The organism is Leifsonia sp. NPDC058248 (assembly GCF_042881905.1).
Classification (GTDB): Bacteria; Actinomycetota; Actinomycetes; order Actinomycetales; family Microbacteriaceae; genus Leifsonia.
Map to the genome: position 1 here is coordinate 302664 of NZ_JBHVXB010000004.1, position 22089 is coordinate 324752.

At 70.0% G+C, this 22089-nt stretch carries 15 protein-coding genes; 6 read left to right on the forward strand and 9 right to left on the reverse strand.

Features of this window, described 5'->3' with window-relative positions; all coding sequences use genetic code 11:
• Nucleotides 1-133: 133 nt before the first annotated feature.
• Together ACFVV5_RS09180 and ACFVV5_RS09185 are read right to left on the reverse strand one after the other, a co-directional pair.
• Complete coding sequence (locus tag ACFVV5_RS09180; protein ID WP_387242258.1) at nt 134-3043, reverse strand: UPF0182 family protein; 2910 nt, start codon at nt 3041-3043, stop codon at nt 134-136.
• Nucleotides 3044-3168: 125 nt separating this feature from the next.
• On the reverse strand, nt 3169-4308 hold the full coding sequence (locus ACFVV5_RS09185) for a PDZ domain-containing protein (protein WP_387242261.1): 1140 nt from the start codon (nt 4306-4308) through the stop codon (nt 3169-3171).
• 136 nt (nt 4309-4444) lie between these two features.
• Here ACFVV5_RS09185 and ACFVV5_RS09190 point away from each other — a divergent pair, with 136 nt between their 5' ends.
• Together ACFVV5_RS09190 and ACFVV5_RS09195 are read left to right on the forward strand one after the other, a co-directional pair.
• Nucleotides 4445-5788 carry a zinc-dependent metalloprotease gene (locus ACFVV5_RS09190; protein ID WP_387242264.1) on the forward strand — a complete coding sequence of 448 codons (1344 nt, stop codon included), beginning with the start codon at nt 4445-4447 and terminating at the stop codon, nt 5786-5788.
• Between the two features lie 61 nt (nt 5789-5849).
• The gene (locus ACFVV5_RS09195) at nt 5850-6704 is read left to right on the forward strand and encodes a TOMM precursor leader peptide-binding protein (RefSeq protein ID WP_387242267.1); all 855 of its coding nucleotides are present in this window, start codon (nt 5850-5852) and stop codon (nt 6702-6704) included.
• Here the strand turns inward: ACFVV5_RS09195 and ACFVV5_RS09200 are convergent.
• Both ACFVV5_RS09200 and nudC read right to left on the reverse strand, forming a co-directional pair.
• Nucleotides 6586-8343, reverse strand: a complete 1758-nt coding sequence (locus ACFVV5_RS09200; RefSeq protein ID WP_387242270.1) for an ATP-dependent helicase — start codon at nt 8341-8343, stop codon at nt 6586-6588. The two genes, ACFVV5_RS09195 and ACFVV5_RS09200, sit on opposite strands and share 119 nt — an antisense overlap.
• Nucleotides 8340-9356 carry an NAD(+) diphosphatase gene (gene nudC / locus ACFVV5_RS09205; RefSeq protein ID WP_387242273.1) on the reverse strand — a complete coding sequence of 339 codons (1017 nt, stop codon included), beginning with the start codon at nt 9354-9356 and terminating at the stop codon, nt 8340-8342. The genes ACFVV5_RS09200 and nudC overlap by 4 nt, the downstream gene beginning before the upstream one ends.
• 62 nt (nt 9357-9418) lie before the next feature.
• Here nudC and ACFVV5_RS09210 point away from each other — a divergent pair, with 62 nt between their 5' ends.
• Nucleotides 9419-10495, forward strand: coding sequence for a phosphotransferase (locus ACFVV5_RS09210; RefSeq protein ID WP_387242276.1), 1077 nt, complete (start codon nt 9419-9421; stop codon nt 10493-10495).
• Here the strand turns inward: ACFVV5_RS09210 and ACFVV5_RS09215 are convergent.
• Together ACFVV5_RS09215 and ACFVV5_RS09220 are read right to left on the reverse strand one after the other, a co-directional pair.
• On the reverse strand, nt 10432-13749 hold the full coding sequence (locus tag ACFVV5_RS09215) for an ATP-dependent DNA helicase (protein ID WP_387242279.1): 3318 nt from the start codon (nt 13747-13749) through the stop codon (nt 10432-10434). The genes ACFVV5_RS09210 and ACFVV5_RS09215 overlap by 64 nt on opposite strands.
• Nucleotides 13746-16886 (reverse strand): ATP-dependent helicase, encoded by a 3141-nt coding sequence (locus tag ACFVV5_RS09220; RefSeq protein WP_387242282.1) that lies wholly within the window; start codon nt 16884-16886, stop codon nt 13746-13748. The genes ACFVV5_RS09215 and ACFVV5_RS09220 overlap by 4 nt, the downstream gene beginning before the upstream one ends.
• Nucleotides 16887-16994: 108 nt before the next feature.
• Here ACFVV5_RS09220 and ACFVV5_RS09225 point away from each other — a divergent pair, with 108 nt between their 5' ends.
• Nucleotides 16995-17219 carry a DUF3107 domain-containing protein gene (locus tag ACFVV5_RS09225; RefSeq protein WP_387242286.1) on the forward strand — a complete coding sequence of 75 codons (225 nt, stop codon included), beginning with the start codon at nt 16995-16997 and terminating at the stop codon, nt 17217-17219.
• Between the two features lie 10 nt (nt 17220-17229).
• Nucleotides 17230-17532: a hypothetical protein gene (locus ACFVV5_RS09230; protein ID WP_387242289.1), complete on the forward strand. Its 303-nt coding sequence runs from the start codon at nt 17230-17232 to the stop codon at nt 17530-17532.
• An 18-nt stretch (nt 17533-17550) separates the two neighbouring features.
• Here ACFVV5_RS09230 and ACFVV5_RS09235 read toward each other — a convergent pair whose 3' ends face one another.
• Nucleotides 17551-18267, reverse strand: coding sequence for a ferritin-like fold-containing protein (locus ACFVV5_RS09235; protein ID WP_387242292.1), 717 nt, complete (start codon nt 18265-18267; stop codon nt 17551-17553).
• A gap of 126 nt (nt 18268-18393) precedes the next feature.
• On the opposite strand from ACFVV5_RS09235, the gene ACFVV5_RS09240 reads away from it, so the two are divergent.
• A complete protein-coding gene (locus tag ACFVV5_RS09240) occupies nt 18394-19860 on the forward strand; it encodes a DEAD/DEAH box helicase (RefSeq protein WP_387242294.1) in 1467 nt (488 codons plus the stop codon).
• A gap of 118 nt (nt 19861-19978) precedes the next feature.
• Here the strand turns inward: ACFVV5_RS09240 and ACFVV5_RS09245 are convergent, their stop codons facing one another.
• Nucleotides 19979-21151 (reverse strand): hypothetical protein, encoded by a 1173-nt coding sequence (locus ACFVV5_RS09245; RefSeq protein ID WP_387242297.1) that lies wholly within the window; start codon nt 21149-21151, stop codon nt 19979-19981.
• 47 nt (nt 21152-21198) lie between these two features.
• The gene (locus ACFVV5_RS09250) at nt 21199-22071 is read right to left on the reverse strand and encodes a PHP domain-containing protein (RefSeq protein WP_387242300.1); all 873 of its coding nucleotides are present in this window, start codon (nt 22069-22071) and stop codon (nt 21199-21201) included.
• Nucleotides 22072-22089 lie beyond the last annotated feature (18 nt).

Genomic DNA, 22089 nt, shown 5'->3' on the forward strand with positions numbered 1-22089 from the left:
CTCCGCGGGGGCCGCCCCCGCCACTCTATTTTTTTTGTTTTCCGCTCTAACAAAACCCCACACTCCGACCCCCTCCCCTGGGCGCCCGCCGGGCTCCCCCCCCCCCGCCACTCTGCTGCGCGAGTCCTCGCCGCTACTTGCCGGTCGACCCTTCGGCTGCCAGCGCGTCGGCGAGCGCCTTGGTCAGTCGCGCGTCGGCCAGACCGTACGCCGTCCAGTCACCGGCCTTGAGGGCGTTGGTGCGGTCGGTGAGCGCCGCACGAGCGTCGAGCAGGGCCTGCTGCAGCGCCGCGTTGTCAGTCGGGGTGCTGGTGCCCGAACCGGACCCGGTGCCGCCCGAGGCGGGCGGACTCGTCCCGGTCGGAATGTTCGTATCGCCGGCGGTCGCACCGGAGTTGCCGCCGAACAGCACGTCGAGCGCCTGATCCAGGGTGTCTTGGAACGCGATCTTGTCGCCGAACGCCACCAGCACCTTCTGGAGCAGCGGGTAGCTGGTCTCGCCGGTGGACTTGACGTAGACCGGCTGCACGTAGAGCAGACCGCCGCCGACGGGCAGCGTGAGCAGGTTGCCGTTGATCACGTCCGTCTTGCCCTGTCTGAGCAGGTTGAGCTGCTGTGACACGCTCGGATCGGAGTTGAAGCTGTTCTGCACCTGCCCCGGCCCGGGCACCGTGTCGCTCGACGGCAGGCTCAGGAGTCTCAGCTTGCCGTAGCCATCGGCCTTCACCCCCTTCGTCGACCCGGCGTTCGAGTCGACGGCGAGATAGCCCTTGAGCACCGATCTGCTGGCCTCGCTCGAGGCCTGCGGTATGAATGTCGTGTAGAGCGAGAACTCCGGAGATGTCTGTCCCGGCATCTGCATCGTCAGGTAGTACGGCGGCTGCAGGGTCGGGCTGGTCGACGCCGACACCGGGTCGTTCGGCGTGGTCCAGGCGTCTTCACGCGAGTAGAAGGAGCCCGCGTCGGTCACGTGGTACTGCCCGAGCACCGAGCGCTGCACCTTGAAGAGATCGGCCGGGTAGCGCACGTGACTCATCAGCTGGGCGCTCATGTCGCTCATCGGCTTGACGGTGGTCGGGAAGATCTTCTCCCACGTCTTCAGCACCGGGTCCTTGTCGTCCCAGGCGTAGAGCGTGACCGACCCGTCGTAGGCGTCGACCGTGGCCTTGACCGAGTTGCGGATGTAGTTGATGTCGTCGAACGCGTACGCGGGCTTCGGCGTCTCGGTGTCCGCGATCGCGTCGCTCAGGCTGCCGACGTGCGAGTAGGGGTACTGATCGCTCGTCGTGTAGCCGTCGATGACCCATTTCACCCGCCCGTCGACCACCGTCGGGTAGGCCTGCGAGTCGAGCGTCAGGTAGGGCGCGACCTTCTGGACGCGCTTGATCGGGTCGCGGTCGTAGAGGATCTGCGAGTTGTTGTTCACCGCGTCGGAGAGCACGATCTGCTCGTCCTGGAACTTGAGCGCGTAGACCAGCCGCTTGAAGATGTTGTCGAGCTTCGGACCGCCGTTGCCGGCGAACGTCGTGTACGTCTGCTGCGCGTCGCCCGTTCCGCCGGGGTAGTCGAGCTCGACGTTCTTGCCGCCCTTCGGACCGCCGACGATCGAGTACGTCGGCGACTGCTGTCCGAAGTAGATGCGCGGCTCGTAGGTGCCGAGCGACCCCTTGGTCGGGATGCCCGACTCGAGGAACACCGGCTGGCCGTCGGCCGAACGCTGGTTGCCGTAGGCGGCGACCAGGCCGTAGCCGTGCGTGTACACGACCGTGTCGTTGTACCAGTTGCGGGCGCTGGTGAGGCCGGACTGCTGCAGCTCGCGCACCGCGACCACCGCATCCTGCTCTTTGCCATCGAGGTTGTACCGGTCGACGGCGAGGTTGTTCGGGAACGCGTAGTACTGCCGGAACTGCTCCAGCTGACGGAACGACGGGCTGACGACCGCCGGGTCGATGATGCGGATCTGCGCCGTGGTCTGCGCGTCCTGACGCAGCGCGCCCTGCTCGGCCGTGGTCTTGGCGTTGAACGGGATGACGTCGATGTTGCTCAAGCCGTAGGCGTCTCGTGTCGCGTCGATGCCGCGTTGCACGTATGGCGTCTCGAGCGTCTTCTGGCTCGGCTCGACCTGGAAGCGCTGCACCACCCACGGGTAGATCGCCCCGACGACGAGGGCGGCCACGATGAGCAGCGCCGTTCCGACGATCGGGAAGCGCCAGCGGCCGACGAAGGCCGTGACGATGAAGAGCACGGCGACGAACACGGCGATGCCCGCGAGCACAGCACGGCCCGGGATCGTGGCGTTCACATCGGTGTACGCAGCGCCGTTGATCTGGTCGTTCACGTTGGCGTCGGTGAGGGTCGCATAGCGGTCGAGCCAGATGCTGACGGCCTGCAGCAGCAGGTAGACCGCCGAGATCACCGAGATCTGGATGCGCGCCGACTTGGAGATGCGCACCTCGCGGCCGCTGACCCGGATGGAGCCGTACAGGTAGCAGGTGGCCAGCGTCGCGATGAGCGAGATGATGACGACCGCCGAGGCGAAGCCCACCAGGCTGCGGTAGAAGGGCAGGTCGAACAGGTAGAACCCGATGTCGAGATGGAACTGCTTGTCGGTCTGGCCGTAGCTCGTGCCGTTGAGCCAGAGGAGCGCGGTCTGCCAGCGGGACCCGGCGGAGACGCCCGCGAAGATGCCGAAGACGATCGGGATGCCGTACATCGCCAGGCGGCGGAGCGGCTCGATCACCTGCTGGTAGCGGTCGAGCTGCGTGTTGAGCTTGGCGTAGACCGGGCGCAGTCGGTACGCCAGCTGGATGGCCAGCCACAGCGGCACCGCCATGCCGAAGAACCCGATGAAGAACATCACCGCGGCCGCGAGCCACTGCGTGGTGAGCACGTTGAGGAAGCCCACCTGCTGGTACCAGAGGATGTCGGCGTACAGCCCGGCGAACACGAAGAAGAGGATGACCAGCGCGACGACCGCGCCCAGAGTGATCCAGATTGCCGCGCGACGGCGTCCTGGAGGTCGAACTGCTGCTGTTGAACTCACGTATGGGCCTCTGCTCTCGCGTGGAAAGGTCAGGGACCATCCTAGGCGCGGGACGCTGCAAGATTGCTGCGCTCGCGCCGTGCTCCGGCGAGCCTATGCGCGGCCTATGAGCCCCTGTGCACGCCCTATGAAGCGGGGCAGGTGGCGAGCCCCGCTGTGCTGCCTCCGGTGCTCACCGCTTGGAGCGCCTTGAGCGAGTCGTCGAGCGTTTTGACCGCGAACACTTTCAGGCCTCGCGGGATGTGCCCGGTCACTTCGTCGCAGTTGGATTGCGGAGCAAGGAAGTACGTGGCGCCCGCCGAGCGGGCGCCGTACATCTTCTGCCGGATGCCGCCGATCGCGCCGACGTTCCCCTCGTTGTCGATGGTGCCGGTTCCCGCCACGCGTTCGCCGCCGTTGAGTTTGCCCGGGGTGAGCTTGTCGATGATTCCGAGGGCGAACATCTGGCCGGCGCTCGGTCCTCCGACGTTGTCGAGCTGAATCTTGACGTCGAACGGGAAGGTGTAGTCCATGCCGGCCCCGATCCCCAGAACCGTCTGACCGCCGGACTTCGCGGGCGTGATCGACACCGTCGACGCGACGCCGTCGCGCACGATCCCCACCTCCGCCGGCTTGTCGACGCCGTTCTCCGCGACGAGCTTCCTCAGGGTCTGAACCCCGGGCACCGGCTTGCCGTTCACGCTGACGATCTCATCGTCCACCTTGAACACCGAAGCGGCGGGGCTGCCCTTGATGATCTGCTTGACCGCGACCGCCTCGGGGAACTCGTAACCCAGATCGTTCAGCGCCGCCGCCACCGCATCCTGCTGCGAGTCGACCATGAGGGCGGCGTTCTGCGCGTTCGACTGCTCCGTGGTGGTCCCCGGGGGGAAGACGACGTCGACCGGGAGGACGGCCTGACTCGGGTCGAACCAGGCGCGTGCGACCTCGAACCAGTTCGGCCGCTGGTCGGGGTTTCCCACCACCGACACCGTCAGCAGGTCGAGCGAGCCGGCGGTCGGGTAGGTCGTCTTGTCCGGGATGGTGATGAGCGGCTTCGCATCCGGGCTCGGCGTCGCGCCCACCAGCTGATCCTTGCCCAACGTGTTGTACACCGGGCCCGGCTGCTCGATGACGTACGGCGCCGGAACCAGCGCGAGGATCAGGGTGAGGACGAAAGCGAGGGCGACCAGCGACCAGCCGATGACGACGCGCCGCGGGGGCGCCACACGGACCCGTTCCTCCTCCGGAAGAGGCTGCAGGTCGTCGTCGGTGAAGAGGCTCACACAGGTACCTTTCGCTTGTTCGCCACGGGCGCACATCCCGAGCCACGAGCCTAGGCCAATTCTCACCCGGGGCCGGTGATCACGGGCTAGCGTAGATTCCAAGCCTGAAAGCCGCACCACACGAAAGAGGCAGACGATGGCCGACGACCCCAACAAGGAGCCGGACGACGAATTCCGCGACATGCTGCGCGAGTTCCTGTCGGGCAACTCCTCCATCGACCCGAGCCAGCTGGCCGGGGCCGCCGGTCTCCCGAACGATCCGGCGAGCATCCAGCAGCTCCTCGGTCAGCTCCAGAACGCCATCCGCAGTTCCGACGGCGGCATCAACTGGGATCTCGCCCTCCAGCAGGCGCGCACTCTCGCGTCAGAGGGCGCGCAGGCGGTCACCCCGGCCGAGCGCGCACACCTCGACCAGGCGTTCAACGTCGCAGCGCTCTGGCTCGACAACGTGACCACCGTGGCCGAGCTCACCACTCCCCCGCAGCTGATCGGCCGTGCCGAGTGGGCCCGTCAGACGATGCCGATCTGGTCGCAACTCGCCGAGCCGGTGGCACTGAGCATCTCCGACGCCCTCACCCGTGTTCTCACCGAGCAGGCGCCCGAAGAGATGCAGGGCATGATCGCGAACGCCGGTCAGGTGATGCGCTCGATCGGCGGCGCCCTCTTCGCCATGCAGCTCGGTCAGGTGGTCGGGCAGCTGGCCAAGGAGGTCGTCTCGGGCGGCGACATCGGCATCCCGCTGATGGAGGACGGGACCGCGGCGCTCATCCCGCAGAACGTCGCCGAGTTCGGCGACGGTCTCGACATCCCCGCCGACCAGATCCAGCTCTACCTCGCGGTGCGCGAGCTGGCCCACGCCCGCCTCTTCCGTCACGCGAAGTGGCTGCGCCTGCAACTCATCACCCAGATCACGGCCTTTGCCAAGGGCATCACCATCGACACCGACCGTCTGGAAGAACTCGCAGAGAGCTTCGACCCCTCGAACCCGGAAGAGCTCCGCGAGGCGATGGTCAGCGGCGCGCTGATCCCGCCGAAGTCCGACGACCAGCTGGAGGCTCTGGCCCGGCTGGAGACGCTTCTCGCCCTCGTCGAGGGCTGGGTCGACGTCGTCACCGCCAACGCTACGAAGCTCCTTCCCAAGACCGACGCCATCGCCGAGACGGTCCGGCGTCGCCGTGCATCCGGAGGCCCGGCCGAGTCGGCGTTCGCCACCCTCGTCGGCCTGGAGCTGCGTCCGCGCCGGCTGCGTGAGGCGGCCGCCATGTGGCAGGCGGTCACCGAGGCGGTGGGCCCGGATGCCCGCGACGACCTTTGGTCGCACCCCGACCTGCTCCCCCAGGCCGGCGACCTCGACGACCCGTCGGGCCTCGTGGCACGCCTCACAGCGACGGCGAACGGCGAGGAGCCGGAGCGCGACGCCGTGGACCAGGCACTCGAAGACCTGCTGCGCGGAGACACCGAGCGCCCGACGGAGGAGTAACCGCACGCTCGCCTGTGGATAACTTCTGCGCGACTCATGCCGTTCGCGGCATGATGCGGGGATGACGTTCGCACTCGACCCACGGATTCACCGCGTCTGGCGCTCGCCGGCCACCCTGCAGTTCGGGGTGGAGCGGCCGGTGCTCACGCTGACCGGCCTCAGCAACGCCGACGAGCGGATGCTCGTCGCACTCGACGCCGGCGTCACGCTCTCCGGCCTGCAACTCGTGGCGGAGCGCGCCGGTGGCGATCCGTCGGCCGCCGAGAGGTTCCTCGAGCGCCTCGCTCCGGTGCTCTCCGGCGAACCGGGCACCGTGACGCCTCCCCTGATCGTCGTCGACGGGGCCGGTCGAGCCGCGGGCCGTCTCCTCCAGGTGCTGCGGGAGAGCGGCGCCGACGTGCGCGCGGGCCTCTCCTGGAGCGATCCGGCGGTGCGGGCGGCCGACGCCGCCGTGATCCTCGGCTCGTTCGCCATCGAGCCGGAGCGCCATCGGAGGTGGCTCCGACGCGACGTGCCCCACCTCCCGGTCGTGTTCGGCGACGAGACGGTCACGATCGGCCCGCTCGTCGAGCCGGGCGACGGCCCGTGCCTGGGCTGCCTCGACCTGCACCGCTCCGACGGCGAGCCCGACTGGCCCGCGATGGCGAGCCAGCTCTACACCCGGGACGCCCGCCGCGAGACCAGTCTCGTGACCACAGCCGTGGCGGCCGTCGCCGGACGCGCGGTGCTCGATCGTGCGGTCCGCGGTTCGCGGCGCCTCGCACACCTCGGCCTGTCGCTCGACTATGAGACCGGGATCACGACCGAACGGGCTCACCGGCCGCACGAGGCGTGCGGGTGCCGAGCTCTGCCAGGAAACGGGACGGCTGACGTTGCAGTGCCCGGCCGCCCAGGTTTCCTGTCGCCGACCAGCTGATCCGCAGACGGCGCCTGGCACGCGTGATCCCGACGTAGAGCAGCCGGCGCTCCTCGTCGATCTGCTCGAAGGTCTTGGCGTAGCTGATCGGCACGAGACCCTCGCTCAGCCCGATGAGGTGCACCGACTCCCACTCGAGTCCCTTGGCGGAGTGCAGTGTCGCCAGTGTGACGGCCGAGAGCGTCGGCTCGTGCTGACCGGCCTGGCGCACCAGGAGCTCGTCCGTGAAGCGGCGGAAGGTGGTGCCGGCCGGCGCCAGGTCGACCAGTCCCATGATCGCGTTGAGCGACTCCCAGCGGTCGCGCACGGCTCCCCGGGCATCCGGCGGCTCCTGACTCCAACCCAGGGAACGCAGCACGTCGCTGACCGATTTGAAGAGGGGCTCGTCGGCGATCGAGACGCTCGCGGCGCGCAGGGACATGATCGCCTGCCGCACCTCGGGCAGGTCGAAGAACCGTTTCGAGCCGCGGATCTGATAGCTGATCCCGAGGTCGCCGAGGGCCTGCTCGAGCGCGGCGGCCTGCACGTTCACGCGGTAGAGGATCGCGATGTCCTCGGGCTTGGCTCCGGCGGCGAGCTCGGCGGCGACCTGCTGCGCGACGGCCCTGGCCTCGGCGCGATCGTCGGGGAACCCCGCGGGAGGCGGAACGTCGGACGCCGGAGCCGCCTTGGTCTCGACCGGCTCGCCCTGTTCGTCCCGGGTCACGGAGGCGCGGAGGGTGAGCGCACCGGAGCGCCCCCGCATGAGCCGGTTGGCCGCATCCACGACATCGGGTGTCGAGCGGTAGTTCTGCTCCAGCCGCACGACCGTCGCGCCGGCGTAGTGGCGCTCGAAGTCGAGGAGGTACTCGCTGCGCGCACCGGCGAACGAATAGATGGTCTGGCTCGCGTCTCCGACGACGCACACGTCGCGTCGTCCGCCCAGCCAGAGGTCGAGGAGCTGCTGCTGCAGCGGCGAGACGTCCTGGTACTCGTCCACCACGAAGAACCGGTACTGCTCGCGCACCTGCATGGCGACGGCCGGTTCGATCTCGATCATGCCGGCGCAGGCGAGCAGCACGTCCTCGAAGTCGAACTGCTTGCGCTCGTCTTTGAGGTCTTCGTAGGTCTGCAGCATCTTCACCACCTGCTCAGCGGCGAGATTGCCCGGGAGGTTCCTCGACGCGATCGTCGCGGCGTACTGCTCGACGGTCAGACCGGAGACCTTGCGCCATTCGACTTCGGCAGCGACGTCGCGCAGGGTCGCCGTGTCGACCTTGAATCCGAGACGCTCGGCCGCCTGACCCAGGATGCGCCCCTTGCTGTCGAGCACACTCGGGAGCTGCCCGCCGACCACCTGAGGCCAGAAGAAGTTGAGCTGCGAGAGGGCCGCGGCGTGGAACGTGCGAGCCGCGACACCGCCCGCGCCGAGCTGGCGCAACCGGCCGCGGAGCTCGGCCGCCGCCCGGTTCGTGAAGGTCAGCGCCATGACGCGGTTCGGGGCGTAGGCCCCGCTCGCGACGCCGTAGGCGATGCGGTGCGTGATCGCCCGCGTCTTGCCCGTGCCCGCACCGGCGAGGATGCACACCGGGCCGAGCAGCGCTTCGGCAGCGACCCGCTGCTGGGCGTCGAGACCGTCGAGGAGGTTCTCCGGCGTCACGGCACGACCGGCGCCGCGACCGGGGGCTCGTCGAGAGATCCGCCGTACCAGTCCTCGATGAGGGCGCGGGCGATCGACGAGCGGCCCGGCAGGATGACCTGATCGCGCGCCTCCCACAGCTCGTGCCGGCTGAACCAGCGCAGGTCGAGGATCTCTTCACCGTCGGGGTCGAGCGCCGCCGCATCCTGATCGGAGGCGATCCGCGCGGTGAAGCCGACCATCACCGACGCCGGGAACGGCCACGGCTGCGACCCCTTGTACTCGGCGTCGACCACGCGCACCCCCGCCTCTTCGAAGATCTCGCGCTCCACCGCCGACTCGAACGACTCCCCCGGCTCCACGAACCCGGCGAGCAGCGAGTAGCGCGACTGCTCCCACATCGCGTTCGAGCCCAGGAGCAGGCGGTCGTCGTCGTCGAGCACGGAGACGATCACCGCCGGGTCGGTGCGGGGGAAGACCTCGGACCCGTCCTCGAAGCAGCGGCGCACCCATCCGGCCTGCTCGACCACCGTCGGAGTGCCGCAGCGCGGGCAGTGCGTGTGCGTGGCGTGCCAGTTGGCGATGGCCAGCGCTTCGGTGAAGAGCCCGGCATCCCGGTCGCTCAAGGCCGTCGCGACCGTGCGCAGGTTGCCCCAGCGCGCTTCGTCGGGCTCGAGCTCGGCGGCGGCGGCGTCCGTCAGCACCTCGAGCACGACGGCGCTGCCGGTCGGCTCGGACTCGGTGGCGGTCAGCGTGCGACCCAGGTAGACCCGCAGCAGAGCCGACGTGACCCGCTCCACCGGCAGCAGGTCGAGTGCAGCGACGCCGTCGGACGATCCCCAGCCGTCGGCCACGGGAGCTGCCGCCTCCACGCTCTCCGCCGTGAGCAGCGCACGCCCCTTCCAGAGCGCGAGCACACGCGTGGTGGGCTCCTCCCACAGTTCGTCGAACAGCGCCGGACGCGACCGGGAGACGTGATCGCGGTCGATGGCGTGCCGCGAGAGGGGCAGAGCGCTCAGAGGGAAGGGCGACATAGGGGTCCTTTCAAGGCGTGGCGAACAAGCCCACGCGGGGAAGTCCATTTAACCTAGGGTTCATGGCCAGATCCCATCTCACTCTAGCCGCGCTGGCCACCTCCGCCGTCGCGGGGCTCGAGGTCTCCGGAACCCGCAGCTACAGCCTGGGCGGGGCGGCCGAGTTCGACTCCGCCCTCCTCAGCGGACGCGATGGGCAGACGCGCATCATCCGGGTCCCGGCGTCGCAGGGGGCGGAGACCGAGCAGAGCGCGGATCTCGTGGCATTGCGTGCGCTGACCACGGGCATCCGGAGCCGTCTGCCCTTCGACGTGCCCACCTACCTCGGCCAGACGCCGGTCGGCGGAACCCGCGCCGTCGTCTACGACTTCCTTCCCGGCCACCACATCGAGGTCGACGAGGTCCCGCCGGGCGACGGTCTCGCGGGTTCCATCGGCCACGCGATCGCGGCGATCCACACGCTTCCGACCAACTTCGTGGGCGAAGCCGGCCTTCCGGTGCTGAGCGCGACCGAATGCCACACGTCGACGACGTCGCTGATCGAGTCGGCGGCGGCGACCGGGCTGCTCCCGAGCGCGCTGCGCGACCGGTGGCGGGATGCCGCTGCCGACCTGTCGCTCTGGCAGTTCCAGCCGACCGTCATCAACGGCGCTCTCACGGCCGAGTCCTTCCTCGTGGAGGAGGAGTCGGTGACCGCCGTGCTCGGCTGGTCGGCGCTGCGGGTGGGCGACCCAGCTCGCGACCTGCACTGGCTCCTCGCGATGAGCCCGGACGCCACCAGCGGCGCGCTCGGCGCCTACGCGTCGACCCGCCAGGTGGCCACCGACCGTCAGTTCACCCAGCGCGCGATGCTCTACGCGGAGCTCGAGGTCGCCCGCTGGCTGCTGCACGGCCGCGAGGTGCGCAACCAGTCGATCGTCGACGACGCGGTCGAGATGCTCGACGGCCTGGTCGACCGCGTGCACACGAACTCGGCGACGCCGCTCTCCACCGCGACCGGACCCATCCTGGCCGTCGACGATGTCGAGGCGATGCTCGACCGCACGCCCGGCGACCGCAACTCCGAGGAGTACGGTCACGCGGGCGGCATGAAGCCCGTCGTCGACGACCAGAGCGAGCGCAGCTCCTCCTCGGAGTAGATGCGCTCGGGCCGGATGACCGTGTCGTCGGCCACGAAGTAGAAGACCGCGTCGATGAACTGCGGGTCGATTCCCGCGTACCGCGCGTACGCGAGCCGGTACAGCGCCAGCTGCAGCTGCTTGCGCTCCAGGTCGTCGGCGTCGCGTGGCGCCTTGCCGGTCTTCCAGTCGACGATCTGGTAGGTGTGCACCCCGTCGTCGGCCGGGTAGACGGCGTCGAGCTTGCAGACGATGACGTGGCCGGCGAGCGTCACGTGGATCTCGATCTCCACCTCGTGGGGTCGCCGGTCGGCCCATTCGCTCGCCTCGAAGGTGCGCCGGAGCTCCCCCAGTTCGGCCGATTCGAGCGTCTCACCCACCGGGTCGTCGAGTTCGGCCGCTGCGGCGTCGATCACATCCGACCCTCCGGCGACGGTGCCGTAGCGCTGCTCGACCCAGCCGTGGAAGAGCGTGCCGAGCCGCGTCTGCCGGTATGGCCGCTCCGGCATCGGCCTCCGCAACGCCGCCGCGACGGTGGCCGTATCGGTCACGTAGTCCTTGAACCGGGAGGCGGGGATGCGCGTCGGCAGCTCCACCAGTTCGGCGTCGGTCGCTCGATTCGCGCGCTCGGCCAGGAGCAGGTCGATGTCGTGGGCGTAGACCCCTCCGTCGCCCGGGCCGCGGTCGAGCGAGGCGCTCACGGCGCGTGCCGCGGCCTCCACCCGCTCCCGGCGCGATCCCAGGGGGTCGAGCGGCCACGCCACGGTCTCCGCCGTGAGGGTCAGCGGATTCTCGTCCGGCTCATGACACTCAGGGAAGGCGTCCTCCGGCAGAAGGCCGGCGGCCTGCAGTTCGAGCAGGAACGCTCCCGGCCCGCGCGGTTTCGTCTGCGTGGACCAGTAGGAGCCCGATAGCAGGAGGCTCTCCTTCGCCCTGGTCACGGCGACGTACGCCAGCCGGCGCTGCTCGGCGGCGTGCCGTTCGACGATCTCCGCCTCGAACGCCTTGACCGCCTCGTCCACCTCCTTCTGCGTCTCGGCGGTGCGCCAGGCCAGCATCGGCAGCTCGGACGAGTCCCCGCGGAACTCGAAGGGCAATGCCCCGAACTCCAGCCAGCCCTTCTTGCTGCGCGGCCCGCCGGGCAGCTCTCCGTCGACCATCCGGGGCACGGCGACGATGTCCCATTCGAGTCCCTTGGACCCGTGGATGGTCAGGATCTGCACGGTTCCCGGCTCGGGGTCCTCGCTGCGCGGGGCCAGGTTGTCGCGCCGCTCGGCCTCGGCGAGCCAGGAGAGGAAGGAGCCGAGGGTCGCCTGGTCGTCGCTGGCCAGGTAGGACGACACCTGCTCGGCGAACGCGTCGAGGCTGGCCTGGCCGAGCTGCGCGGTCTCGTTGGCGGCGACCTCGATGTCGAGCAGGAGCTCCTGTTGCACCAGCGTGACGAGGTCGAGCAGGTCGAGGCCGACCCTCGACCGCAGATAGTCGAGCTGGCGGCCGGCCGCGCGCATCCGGCCGAGGCCTTCGGCGCTGAAGCCGGTAAGCTGCGAGTGTCCGTCGGGCGCTTCGACGACGAAGTCGAGGGCGTCGACGAGCGAGGCGGACTCGTCGCCCGCGACGGACTGCCGCAGGCGTTCGCGCACCGCCGGATCGAGTTCGCGGAACCGGTGGTCGCGCGCCGCCAGCCAAGAGGCGACGCCCCGCAGAGTGGCGATGTCCTTGGGCCCGAGGCGCCAGCGCGCACCCGCCAGCACCCGGATCAGCTCCGACCCTGCTGTCGGGTCGTGCATGACGCGCATGGCGCTCACCAGGTCGGCGATCACCGGCTGCTCGAGCAGGCCGCCCAGACCGAGCACGTGATACGGGATGCCGTGACGGGCGAGCGCGCCGGTGAAGGCGTCGATCTTCTTGACGGACCGGCAGAGGAGAGCCGCGCTCGGCGGTCGTCCGTCGGCATCGCGTCGTTCGAGGCGCTCCCCCAGCCAGCCCGCGATCGCCTCCGCCTCGTCTGCGACGGTCTGCTCGAATCGCGTGTCGAGCTCGCCCGGCACCGCTCCGGGACGCGCGCCGAGCCGCTCGACGTGGACCGGCGACGCCGCGGACAACGGCTCGACGAGAACGTTCGCCGCGTCGAGCACGCGCGTCGGGTTGCGCCACGAGGTCGAGAGCGCGTACTCCATCGCGCCATCGCGCGCGCCGGTGAAGTCGAGCGAGAACCGGCCCAGGTTGGCGGCGCTCGCACCGCGCCAGCCGTAGATGGACTGGTGCGGGTCGCCGACGGCCATCACGGCCTGCCCGGCGAACAGGCGCGAGAGCAGGCGCGTCTGCACCACCGAGGTGTCCTGGTACTCGTCGAGCAGGATGACGCGATAGCGCTCGCGATAGTCGTCGACCACCGCGGGGAGCCGCTCGCCGACCCGGAGGGCGAGGGCGACCTGGTCGGAGTACTCCACGAATCCGCGGCGCACCTTCTCCGCAGCGAACTGCTCGGCCAGATCGAGCAGGGGCGGGAGCGATCCGACCACTGCGATCGCCGTGCGCACCGAGAGGTACATGTCCGCCACGCGGCCGCTGCCGGTGGGGAGTTCCGCCAACCCGGCGAACCGCTCGGTCATCCGTGCGACGTCGGCCGCCTCCACGACGTTCTCGCTCAGCGCCCGGCTGAGGGCGATCACAGCGCTTGTGACCTGGTCGACGCTCTTCTCGAGCTCGACCAGCCGGTCGTCGGTGCTCGTCACCACCAGCCGGCGCGCGAGCTGCCACGCCGACGCCTCGCTCAGCACGGCCGACTCGGGCTCGCGGCCGATCAGCAGTGCGTTCTCGCGGAAGATCGCGTTCGCGAAGGAGTTGTAGGTGGCCACGTTGGGCGCGTCGAACGGGTCGAACTCGATGTCGGTGAGCCCGGATGCCGCGAGCTGCTCGATGCGTCGGCGGATGCGCAGGGCCAGTTCTCCTGCCGCCTTGCGGGTGAACGTGAGCCCGAGGATCTCGGAGACCCGGACGTGCCCGTTGGCGAGCAGCCACACCACCCGGTTCGCCATCGTCTCGGTCTTGCCGCTGCCGGCGCCGGCCACCACGATCGCCGGCGCCAGCGGCGCCTCGATCACCGCCTGCTGCTGCTCCGTGGGCGTCGGGAGCCCGAGGGCGCCCGCGATCTGCACGGCACTGATGCGCCGTGCGGGGCGTGGCGTCTCCTCGGCGAGAGCACGCTCGACGAGGTCGAGCGTCAGTGCGTCGACCTCCCACTCGAGGACGTCGTCGAGGTTCTCTTCGGTCATGCACTCACCGCCGGAACCAGGTGGATGCGGTATTCGTACTTCGCGTGCGGGTCGCGTTCGTCGAGGTCGAGCACCGCGACGAAGGTGTTCGCCGCCATGCCCTCTGCCGCCGCGGCGACGCGCTTCCGCAGGCGGTCGAGACCGTCGGTGTCGAGCCGTTCCTGCGCAGCCTCCTGGTAGGTCCTGCCTCTGGTGCCTTTGCTCACGAACAGAAGCTTCGCTCCGCCCGACGGGAGCTCGGCATCCCGTGCCTGCTCGATGGCGTCGTGCTCCAGTGCGAGCTGGTAGGCGCCGAGCTGGGCGTGCTCCGCGACCTTCGCCTTGGGCGGCACGGTCTTCCCGGTCTTGAGGTCGACGATGACGATGGTCCCTTCGGGCGTGCGTTCCACGCGGTCGATCTTGCCGCTGACCAGCGCCTGTCCGAGCTCGAGGGTGAACTCTCCCTCCGATCCGAGCAGCACGCCGCCCGCCCGGTCGAAGTCGCGCAGGTAGTCGGACATGCCTTCGGCCAGCCGGCGGGTGCGGCGCCGTTCCTTCTCTTCCAGCCAGGGCGACTCGAACTGCAGTTCACCCCACCGCGACTCGACGCCGCTCCAGATGCGCTCGACGCTGAGGTCGGTTCCCGGCTCGGTGCTCACCTCCTCCATCACGGCGTGCACCACCGTCCCGATGCCCGCGGCGAGGCCGCTCGGCGACGACGACATCGCATCCACGAACCAGGCCATCGGCGACTTCTCGAATGTCTCGAGGCGGGACGGCGAGACCCGCACACGGGCCTCCGGGTCGTCGAGGTCGACCAGCGGCTCCTCGGTCGAGGGCTCGATGAGGCCGTACCAGCCGGCCGGGTCGGCGCCCTGGACCTCGGCGGCGGACAGCCGGGCGAGAGCCTCGGCGGCGTCAGGCGAGCCGGTGGTGACGAGGCGGCGGCGCAGACGGCCGACCATGCCGCGCAACGACAGCGGATGCGCGGAGTCGTCCGTGTCGTCGACCGCCAGCTCCCCGGCGAGGCGCAGGAAGGGCGACGGTTGCTCGTCGTCGTTCGCCGTCGCCGTGAGGATGACCTGGCCGCGCGCCCGCGAGATGGCGAGGGCGAACATCCGCAGCTCGTCGCCCATCACCTGAGCCCGTTCGTCGGCCGTGTCGGAGTCGCTTCCCTCCACGACCTCGCCGAGCTTCTGCGGGTGCAGGAGCGAGCCGCGCAGCCGGAGGTTCGGCCACACGCTCTCCTGCAGTCCGGCCACCGCCACGACCTCGAACTCGGCGCCGATCGTGGCGCTCGGCGTGCACACCAGCACCGCGTCGGAAGCGGTCTGAGCGGCGAGCGTGTCCTCCGGGACCTCCGCACCGAGGAGCTCGTCGACGAACAGGGAGGCGGGGCTCTCGGGGTAGCGCTCGACGAACCGGCGCGCGGCCGTGAACAACGCCACCACGCCGTCGAGATGACGGTTGGCTTCGTCGGCCACGATGCCGCTGCGCTCGGACTGCTCGAGCCACCGCTTGGCCAGCCCGCTCCGCTCCCAGGCGTGCCAGAGCAGCTCTTCGACTGTGGCGCCGGCCGAAGCCTTCTCGCGCCCGCCGCTCAGGGTCTCAGCCAGCCGGCTGGCCCGTCGCGCCGGGGCCGAGTCGATCGTGGCGAGACGGCCGGGGGCGCCGAGGGCTTCGACCAGCAGGTCGTCCGCCTGCCGGTTGCCGTCGCCGGCGAGCTCCTCCTGACGCAGGGCGAGGCGCAGCCGACGCAGGCTGATGCCGTCGAGACCGCCGAACGGCCCGAGCAGCAGATCGGTGGCGACCGGCGCGGTCAGGTCGATCGACCCGAGCTCCACACCGACGACAGTGATGAGCTGGCGGGCCGCGAAGTCGTCGCGCAGCGCACGCCCGGCGACGGACGTCTTGGTGGGCACCTCGGCCACCGCGAGCGCGCGGGCGAGCGAGGGCACGTGGGCGCCCGAACGAACGACGACGGCCATCTCGTTCCACGGCACCCCGTCGAGCAGGTGCCGTTCGCGCAGTTGGCGGGCGAGCCGGGCGGCCTCGGCCGGCGCCGACGACGCCTCGATGCGCACGATCGGGGGCGTGGCGGGATCGCCGGCTGCATCGCCGGCCCGGACGCGATCCGCCGCGGCGAGCCTCTGCACCCCTGCCGCAGCCGTGCCGATGCGTTCGGTCACGCGCGACGTCAGCTCGCGCAGCTCCGGGGTCTGCCGATGCGCCGTGGTGAGCACGAAGCGTGTGACGGGAACGCCGAGCCGAGCATCCAGCTGCCCGAGAGCCGAGGCCTGCGCCCCGCGGAAAGCGGTGGACGCGACGTCCGGATCGCCGAACGCCACCACCGCGACGCCCCGGGCGGCGAACGCCCGCAGCAGGCCGAGCGTGGCGGCCGTGGCCTCCTGCAGATCATCGACGAGGAGGAGGCGTAGGCCTCCGAGCCCGCCGCCGCCACGCACCACCGAGACGGCCTCCGCCACCAGCTCGGCCGAGTCGACGAAGCTTCCGCGATAGCTGTCGACGACCCGCTGGTATTCGCCGATGAACCGGGCGGCCGCCCGCCATTCGTCGTGGCCGCTGATCGCCCCGAGCTCTGCGAGCCTGCTGGGCGTCACCCCGTGCTCGACGCACCGGCCCATCAGCTCTCGCAGCTCGGTGCGGAATCCGCGGAGCATCCGGACCTCGTCGACCAGCGGCTCCGGCCACGCCGGTCCGGTGCCGTCTTCGAGATGACCGGCCAGCAGCTCGGCGATGATCTGGTCCTGTTCGCCTCCGGTGAGCAGGCGCGGCGCCTCCACCGCGTTCGCGCGCGCCCGCTCCCCCACCAGCTGGAAGGCGAGCGAGGTGGCCGTGCGGGCGAGCGGGCCGTTGGTCGGAACGCCGACGCGCAGCGCGATGCGGTCGCGCAAGCGCGTGGCGGAGGCTCGGGATGCGGTGAGCGCCAGGACCTCGCCGGTCGCGTAGCCGCGCACCAGCACCCGCTCCGCCAGGGCCTCGACCAGCGTGGTGGTCTTGCCCGTGCCCGGTGCGCCGAGCACCGCGGCAGATGCGCCGTCGGCCAGGGTGAGCACGTCGAGCTGGGAGTCGTCGAGAGCGAGGTCTTCCCGATCGCTGACCGCCTGCGGGCGGGGCCGGAAACCTCGGATCGTCATGCTGTGAACGCTACCGGCGTCCGCCGACAGAGAACGTTGCGCAGCGCCGTGAGCCGAGTGTCGTAGTCTGAACTCACATCCGCCGGCCAGATTCGAAAGGCACCACACGTGGAGATCCGCATCGGAATCGTCAACGCTCCCCGCGAGCTCAGCTTCGAGTCGACGCAGTCGGTCGAGGAGATCGCCGAGCAGGTTCAGTCCTCGCTCACCGGCGGCACCGGCTTCCTTCGTCTCACTGACGACAAGGGCAAGGTCTACCTCATCCCGACCGCCGGCATCGCGTATGTCGAGATCGGCAGCGACGAGGCCCGCCGCATCGGCTTCGTCGGCTAGAGCGACGACGATGGAACTGCTCTTCGTCGCACTCGGCGGGGCCATCCTGGGCCTCGGGGCACGCTACTTCCTTCCGCACCGCCACACGCACGGCTCCGTTCTGGTGCCCGCGATCGGCGTGATGGCGGCCAGCGTGCTGTGGGTCGCCCTCACCTGGGCGGGCCTCAAGTGGAACGGCGGCTGGATCTGGTGGATCACGCTCGTCGGCACCGCCGTGATCGTGACCGTCGCCGACCTGGTGATCGGCCGCGTGCGCACCTCCAGCGACGACAAGCTGTTCGCGAACCTCACAAAGGGTGCGGTCGCGCGCTAGCCTGTCACCGCCGCTCGGCTACGCGGTGAGGCCGAGTGCGTCCATCCGGCGCGTGTGAGCCGCGATGAGCTCGGTGAAGATCGGCTCGATCCGCTCCTCGTCGGCCGCCGGGTTGCCCGAGAGGTGCAAGGCCGAGCGCGCCACGAGGAGCGTGTCCCCCACCAGCCGCCTTCCCCACATGGCCAGCCGCGAGGCGAGCTTCGGGTCGGCGCCGATCTCGTTCTGCAGCACCTCGACAATGCCGTCCTGACCGCCGTCCGACCCCAGCAACGATGCGATGCGCGGCCCGACGTCTCCGGGGAGGCCGGAGGCGAGCCGGATGAAGAAGTCGTCGAGGAGGCCGCTCGTCACCAGCACGGCGAGCAGGGTCTCCCGCCAATCGGACCCCGTGGTGAGCGCGCTGAACCCGTCGATTTCGTCGGCGAACGGTTTCATGACCTCCGACGGGTCGTCGCCGCGACGGCGGATCTCAGCGACGATGCCGTGGTGCTTCGACAGGGAGGCACCGGCTGCAGCCGAGATCCTCTCCTTGGCGGCGAGATCGTCGACCTGGCCCACCACGCGCGAGAGCGACTGGAACGCCTCCAGCTGCAGATAGGCCGCCTGTCCCAGATACGGGAGCAGATCGGGCATCACCTCGTGCAGATCGACCCTGGTCGCCTGGATCGCGGTGTCCCGCGGTTTGAGTCGGGGAAGCTCGACCGGGGGCCGGCGTCGGGGGAACCTGGATGCCACGTACAGCAGTGTAACGGGGGCGTCGAGTAGACTTGATCCGCCGTCGGCGTTGGATCGACGGCCCTACGCCTGCGACGAGGAACAGGGCGTAGACCCCATCACCTCAATCTGAACAGGCATAACTACGTGACTTTCTCCGAACTCAACATCGATCAGGACATGGTCGACGCTCTGGCCACCAAGGGCATCATCGAGCCGTTCGCCATCCAGACGCAGACCATCCCCCTCGCCCTCGACGGCCAGGACATCATCGGTCAGGCGAAGACGGGAACGGGCAAGACCCTCGGTTTCGGTCTCCCCCTCATCCAGCGACTCGGCCTCCACCCGGAGCCCGGCGTGCAGGCGCTCGTCGTGGTCCCGACCCGCGAGCTGTGCGTGCAGGTCTTCGAAGACCTCGCCCAGGCGGCGTCGAATCGCGACACCGAGGTCGTCGCCATCTACGGCGGCAAGGCGTACGAGGGCCAGATCGCCCAGCTCAAGTCGGGCGCGCAGATCGTGGTCGGCACCCCCGGCCGTCTGCTCGACCTGGCCGGTCAGCACCTCCTCAACCTCGGCAACGTGCGCGAGATGGTGCTCGACGAGGCCGACAAGATGCTCGACCTCGGCTTTCTGGCCGACATCGAGAAGCTGTTCGCGCAGACCCCGGCCACCCGCCACACCATGCTCTTCTCGGCGACGATGCCCGGCCCGATCGTGGCCCTGGCGCGCCGCTTCATGACGCGTCCCATCCACATCCGCGCCACCGACCCCGACGAGGGCCAGATCCAGGCGAACATCAAGCACCTCGTCTACCGGGCGCACTCGCTCGACAAAGACGAGGTCGTCGCGCGCATCCTGCAGGCCGAGGGACGCGGCAAGACCGTCGTCTTCACGCGCACCAAGCGCGCTGCGGCCAAGCTGGTCGAGGAGCTCAACGACCGCGGCTTCAACGCCGCCGCCGTGCACGGAGATCTGAACCAGGAGCAGCGCGAGCGCGCCATGGCGGCCTTCAAGGCAGGCAAGAAAGACATCCTCATCGCGACGGATGTGGCCGCCCGCGGCATCGACGTCGACGACGTCACCCACGTGATCAACCACACGATCCCCGACGACGAGAAGACCTATCTCCACCGTGCCGGCCGCACCGGCCGCGCGGGCAAGACCGGCATCGCCGTGACGTTCGTCGACTGGGAAGACCTGCACAAGTGGGCTCTCATCAACCGCGCCCTCGAGTTCGGCCAGCCCGAGCCCACCGAGACGTACTCCTCGTCGCCGCACCTCTTCAGCGATCTCGACATCCCGGCCGGCTCGAAGGGCCGCCTCAAGCCGACGCCGGCCGTCAAGACCGAGTCCGCGCCGCGCGGCGATCGTCCCGAGCGCAGCCACGACGAGCGCACCGGTTCGTCCGACGCCAGTCGCAACCGCAACCGCAGCCGCACCCGCGGCGGCCGGCCGGCCGGCTCCCCCGCCGGTGAGACCGCGCCGAGCAGCGAGTCATCGCAGGCCGCCGGCACGCACGACGGCGGCGGAGTGGAGCACCACGACGGCAACAGCGCACCGCGCCGCCGGCGCCGTCGCTCCCGCGGCGGGGCGCCCACCACGCCCGCCAGCTGACGCTGTCGCGGCATTGACGGCGTCAAGCGCTGACGCAATCACGCATTGACACAGACGAGCCCGGACCTGTTCGCAGGTCCGGGCTCGTCCGCGTCATACCGCCGCACACCGCTCCGGCTCAATACCAGTTGAACGAGACCTCGTGCGCCCACGCACCGCACGGTGAGCCATAGCGGCCGCTGATGTAGTCGAGTCCCCAGTTGATCTGGGTGTTCCCGTTGGTCATGTAGTCCGGCCCGGCCGTGGCCATCTTGCTGGCCGGAAGCGACTGCGGGATGCCGTAGGCGCCGCTGGACGTGTTGTAGGCGTCGGCCCGCCAGCCCGACTCCTGGTTCCACAGCCAGATGAGGCAGCCCATCTGGTCTCCGCCCCAGCCGTAGGCGCCGAGGCGGCTCGACGCGTACGCCTGGGCGCCCGCCGGGTCGGAGACCACTCCGGGAACCGGAGCCGATCCACCGCCCCCGCCCCCGCCGTCGTTCGCTGCTGCTGCTGCTGCTGCCGCCGCCGCTGCCGCCGCTGCGGCCGCTGCCGCCGCCGCTGCTGCGGCCTGGCCCTGCTCATACTTCCTCTCCACCGACGCCGCGGTGTTCTTGAGCGAGGCGAGCTGGGCGTAGAGCGTGTCCGCGTGCTTCTTCTGCGAGGCGAGCTGCGCATCCGCCGCCTCTTTCGCCGCCTGTGCGACGGCGAGGGCCTTCTTGGCCTGCTCCGCGAGCCGGTCTCGGACCTTCTCCGCCGTCGAGGCCTGCGAGCTCAGGGACAGCGAGAGGTTCTTCTGGGCGTTCGCGTCGGCGAACAGGGTGCTCGCCTGGTCGGCCAGCTTCGACATCGCCCCCAGCTGGTACAGGAGCTTCGACGAGCCGGTCTGGTCATTGCCGGTCAGGAAGAGCCGCAACGACAGCTCGGAGCCGCCGGAGCGGGTGAGCTGCGAGGCGAGGGTTCCGCTCTGAGCGCGCAGCGAGGCCGCCTTCGCGGTCGCCGTCTTCGCCTCCGAAGCGAGCTCAGAGGCCTTCTGGGTCGCCGCCGTCAACGCTGTCACGGCCTGTCCGTACTCTCCCGCGCGCTTCACGGCCAGATCTCCTGCCGCGTTCGCCGCCGTCCGGAGTCCGGCCAGCAGGCCGTTGATCTGCACGACCTTCGCCTGCGAGGCCGCCGCGTTCGCTTTCGCCGCCTGCACGTCGCCCCAGGAGGGGTACGACGTGTCCGCCAGAGCGGGCCCGGCACCGCCCGCGGTCACGAGTGCGGCCACCAGCACGGCTGTCACGGCGCCCACGGACCAGTTCGAACGCTTCACGCGCTCACCTCCCGTTGCTTTCCCCGGTACAGGCTAAGCGGTGATCGTCAGGAGGCGTAGAAGGGCGCCGCGCCTGTCGCTTCTTCGATGATGCGGTCGAGAACCTCGGGCGCCGTCGTGTTCTCGCCCAGCCGGTTGGGCTTTCCGGCGCCGTGATAGTCGCTCGACCCGGTGATCGCGAGGCCGTATTTCGCGGCGAGCTCCCGCAGTCGCTCCTTGCCGTCGACCGTGTTCTCGCGGTGGTCGATCTCGAGCCCGAACAGTCCGGCCTCGGTCAGACGGGCCAGCCGGTCCTCCGGGATGACCCGGCCGCGGCCGCCGGTTCCGGGATGCGCGAGCACCGGCACCCCGCCCGCCTCGCGGATCAGGCGCACGCCGGTGAGCGGGTTGGGAGCGTAGTGCGGCTGGTAGTAGCCGCCGCGCCAGTGCAGGATGCCCGCGAACGCAGCGCTGCGATCGGAGGCGAGCCCGCGCGCCACCAGAGCATCGGCGATGTGGGGCCTCCCCACGGTCGCACCCTCTGTGGCCTGGTCCATAACGTCGTCCCAGGTGATGTCGTAGTCCTCGGAGATGCGGCGCACCATGTCTTCCGCGCGACGCAGCCGACCGACGCGGATGCGCTCCGTCTCGGCGACGAGCGCTTCGTTCGCCGGGTCGAAGAGGTAGCCGAGCATGTGGACGCTCGCGAACTCGATGCGGGTGCTGAGCTCCATGCCCGGGATGAGCGTCACACCGGCGTCCCCCGCTGCGGCAGCTGCATCCAGCCACCCGGCCGTCGAGTCGTGGTCGGTGAGCGCGACCGTTCCGAGCCCGGCCGCGGCCGCGGCCTGCACGAGTTCCGCGGGCGTCTCGGTCCCGTCGGAGACGCTCGAATGGGTGTGCAGGTCGATGGGACCACGGAAGCGTCGCTCATCAGCCATGACCTCCATCCTAGGAGT